Annotated in this window: 4 protein-coding genes; all 4 read right to left on the minus strand. The window is 71.4% G+C overall.

Features of this window, described 5'->3' with window-relative positions:
* Window positions 1–580: AMP-binding protein (locus Q0602_RS00690; RefSeq protein WP_298837441.1), on the minus strand; the 580-nt coding region annotated here is incomplete at its 3' end.
* A gap of 46 nt (window positions 581–626) precedes the next feature.
* The gene (locus Q0602_RS00695; RefSeq protein ID WP_298837444.1) at window positions 627–1,763 is read right to left on the minus strand and encodes an enoyl-CoA hydratase/isomerase family protein; all 1,137 of its coding nucleotides are present in this window, start codon (window positions 1,761–1,763) and stop codon (window positions 627–629) included.
* Entirely contained in the window at window positions 1,760–2,644 is an 885-nt protein-coding gene (locus tag Q0602_RS00700) for an enoyl-CoA hydratase (RefSeq protein ID WP_298837447.1), read from the minus strand. Before Q0602_RS00700 ends, Q0602_RS00695 begins: the two co-directional genes overlap by 4 nt.
* On the minus strand, window positions 2,641–3,661 hold a 1,021-nt coding region (locus Q0602_RS00705), incomplete at its 5' end, for an acyl-CoA dehydrogenase family protein (protein ID WP_298837449.1). The genes Q0602_RS00705 and Q0602_RS00700, both read right to left, overlap by 4 nt.

Raw genomic sequence — 3,661 nt, forward strand, 5'->3', positions numbered from 1 at the left:
CGTCGGCCCGGGTCGGGGCGTCCGGGGTGAAGCTGTCATCGGCGCGGAAGGCGTCGTCGTAGGCCTGCCAGCCGGGCACCGGGTCGCCCACGGCGATCCGTGTCAGGCTGGGGTCGAGCCCGTCGAACTTGGCCGTATGCGCCTGACCCACCACCAGATGGCGGATATTGCCGCGCTGCAGGCGGTCGGGCAGGTCCTGCGCCGCCAGCAGCGTGGTCGCCGGCACCACCACCGCGCCGAGCTTGATCGCCGCGAGCAGGGTCTCCCACAGCTCGACCACGTTATCCAGCATCAGCAGCAGTGTGTCTCCCGGCGCCACGCCCAGCTCGCGCAGATGGTTGGCGACCTGATTGGAGCGCCGCCGCATCTCGTCGAAGGAGCGCCGGGTTTCGCCGCCATCCTCGTCCACCAGCCACAGCGCGGTGCGGGCGTTGTCGGCGGCCTGCACGTCGAAAACATCCAGGGCCCAGTTGAAGTGGGTCAGGCGCGGCCAGCGGAAATCCTGGTAGGCGCGGGGATAGTCCTCGCGCTGGGCGAGCAGGAAATCGCGGGCGGCGAAGAACTCGGCGGTGGCGGACATGACGATCGGCTCTCCTGGCAGCGTTGGTGGCGCGGGCGGGCGACGCTTACCCGATGACGTGGTCGTGCAGGTCGCGCAGCGGATGCGCCTGCCGCGGCCACGCCGGGGCGAGGCAGGCGTCGAGGTCGGCCGCCGCCACCGCGCCGTGGGCGTGGTGCCAGGCCGGCGCGTTGTCCTTGTCGATCAGCAGTGCCCGGACACCTTCGCCGAGATCGCCGTGGGTGGCACAGGCCAGCGACAGATCGAGCTCGCTGCGCAGCGTTTCGGCCAGCGAGACGCGCCGGCAGCGGGTCAGCTGGCGCAGGATCAGCCGCGCCGAGAGCGGCGAGCCGGCGGCCAGGTTGCGCGCGGCACGGGCGATCCAGGGGTCGTCGCTGTCGGCGGCGGCGATGATGCTGTCGATCAGCGCTTCGTCGCTGTCGGCGTCGGTCAGCGCGGCGATTGCCTCCTGCCGCGGTGCGACCTCGGCGGCCGGGGCGTGATCGCGGCTCGCGGCGTGGGCGCGCAGCACCCGTTCGAGTGCCGGGCGCGGGCGGGACCAGTCGGCATCGAGCAGGTCGTCGATCACCGCGTCGCGGCGCTCGGCGTCAATAAGACGGTCGGCGAGACCGACGAACAGGGCGTCGCTGGCGTTGAGGCGGGCGCCGGTCAGGCCGAGGAAGGTGCCGCTGGCCCCCGGCATGCGGTTCAGGAACCAGCTGGCGCCCACGTCCGGATAGAGGCCGATGGTGATCTCCGGCATCGCCAGCATCGAGCGCGGCGTCACCACCCGGTGCGAGGCGCCGACCATGAGGCCGATACCGCCGCCCATGACGATGCCGTCGCCCCAGGCGACGATGGGCTTGGGGTAGGCGTGCAGGGCGTGGTCGAGGCGGTACTCGTGGGTGAAGTAGCGTGCCACGAAGCCATCCGCGGCCTCCGGGTCACGGCCGGTGTGGCCTTCGGCGATGGTGCGATAGAGGGCAACCACGTCGCCGCCGGCGCAGAACGCCTTGTCGCCGGCACCCTCCAGCCACAGGGCGACCACCGTCGGATCTTCGGCCCAGGCGTCGATCTGCACCTGAATGGCATCGATCATCGCCAGCGACAGCGCGTTGAGGCTCTTGGGGGCATCGAGGGTGATGCGTCCGAGGCGGTGGCCGTCGGCGGTGGCCAGGGTATCGAAGCGCACGGGCTCGCTCATGCCTGGTCTCCGTCGCGGCTGTCGTCGCCTGCGCCCGGGGTCGGGTCCTCGCGCCAGCGCGGCGGGCGCTTGTCGAGGAAGGCGCCGATGCCCTCGCCCGGGGCGGCGGTGTCGAACAGTTCCATGAACAGCTCGCGCTCCATGCGGTAGCCGTGGGGCAGGCCGTGGTCGCGGGCGTTCATGATCAGGCGCTTGCAGCGGTCCAGGGCTTGCGGGCTCTGGCCGGTGCTGCGCTCGGCCAGTTCGAGCGCGCTGGCGAAAGCCTGGCCAGCGTCGACCAGTTCCTCGACCAGGCCGATGGTCAGGGCGCGCTCGGCGTCGATGCGCTCGCCGCACAGGATCATGCGCTTGGCCCAGCCCTCGCCCACCAGCCACGGCAGGTGCTGGGTGCCGCCGGCGCAGGGCAGCAGCCCCACCTTGGCCTCCGGCAGTGCCAGCTGCGCCTGACGCTCGGCGATGCGGATGTCGCAGGCCAGCGCGCACTCCAGCCCACCGCCCATGGCGTAGCCGTTGATCGCGGCGATGGTGACCCCGGGGTAGGCGCTCAGGGTCTCGAAGGCGCGCCCGAAGCGGGTCGCCATCTCCAGCGCGGTGGCCTTGCCCTCGGTGAAGCGCTTGAGGTCGGCCCCGGCGGAGAAGAACTTGTCGCCGGCGCCGGTGATCACCAGCGCCGGCGGCTGGGGCTCGGCGGCCAGCGCGTCGAGATGGTCGGCGAGTGCCTTCAGCGAGCCTTCGTGCCAGGTGTTGGCGGGCGGGTTGTCGATGGTCAGCACGGCGATGGCGCCGCGGTGCTCCAGGCGCAGGCCGTCGGCCGACGGCGTCTCTCTTGGCGTCTCTTGCGGCGTCGCGCCCGGCTGGGGGGCGGTGTGACGGTCGGTCATGTCGAGATCTCCAGGTCGTCCTTGTCGAGCAGGCGGCGGGCGATCACCAGGCGCATGATCTCGTTGGTGCCTTCGAGAATCTGGTGCACCCGGCAGTCGCGAACGTGGCGCTCCAGCGGGTAGTCGCGCAGGTAGCCGTAGCCGCCGTGGAGCTGCAGGGCCTCGTTGCAGATGGCGAAGCCCTGGTCGGTGGCGAAGCGCTTGGCCATGGCGCAGTAGAGCGTGGCGTCGGGGTCGCCGCGGTCGAGCTTGCTCGCCGCCAGGCGCACCATCTGGCGCGCGGCGACGAGCTGGGTGGCCATGTCGGCGAGCTTGAACTGCAGCGCCTGGAAGCTGGCCAGCGGACGGCCGAACTGCTGGCGCTCGTTCAGGTAGCGGTGGGCGGTGGTGAGCGCGGCCTGGGCGGTGCCGACGGAGCAGGTGGCGATGTTGACGCGCCCGCCGTCGAGGGCGCGCATGGCGATACGGAAGCCCTCGCTCTCCTCGCCGAGACGATGATCCGCCGGCACGCGCACGCCGTCGAAGCTGATCGCCCGGGTGGGCTGGCTGTTCCAGCCCATCTTCTCCTCCTTCTTGCCGTAGTCGATACCCGCCGTGTCCGCTGGCACGGCGAAGGCGGAGATGCCGTCGGCGCCGCTGTCCGGTGCGCCGGTGCGGGCCATCACCACCAGCAGCTGGGTATCGCCGGCGCCGGAGATGAACATCTTGTTGCCGTCGATCACGTAGGCGTCGCCGTCGCGGTGCGCGCGGGTGCGCAGCGAGGCGGCATCGGAGCCGGCGTTGGGCTCGGTGAGGCAGTAGGAGCCCAGCTTCTCGCCGGCGAGCATCGGCGGCAGCCAGGTCTCTCGGACCGCGTCGCCGGCGTAGCTGGCCAGGATCCAGTTGACCATGTTGTGAATGGTCAGAAAGGCGGTGGTGGAGGTGCAGCCCTGGGCCAGCTCCTCGATGATCAGGGTCGAATCGAGCCGGCTCAGGCCCAGCCCGCCGGCGGTTTCCGGGGGGTACAGGCCGCAGAAG

It is taken from the genome of uncultured Salinicola sp. (assembly GCF_937921195.1).
GTDB lineage: Bacteria > Pseudomonadota > Gammaproteobacteria > Pseudomonadales > Halomonadaceae > Salinicola.

Coding starts and splice junctions, on each gene's coding strand:
- Q0602_RS00695 (WP_298837444.1), bottom strand. CDS start 1,763: ATGAGCGAGCCCGTGCGCTTCGATACCCTGGCCACCGCCGACGGCCAC.
- Q0602_RS00700 (WP_298837447.1), bottom strand. CDS start 2,644: ATGACCGACCGTCACACCGCCCCCCAGCCGGGCGCGACGCCGCAAGAG.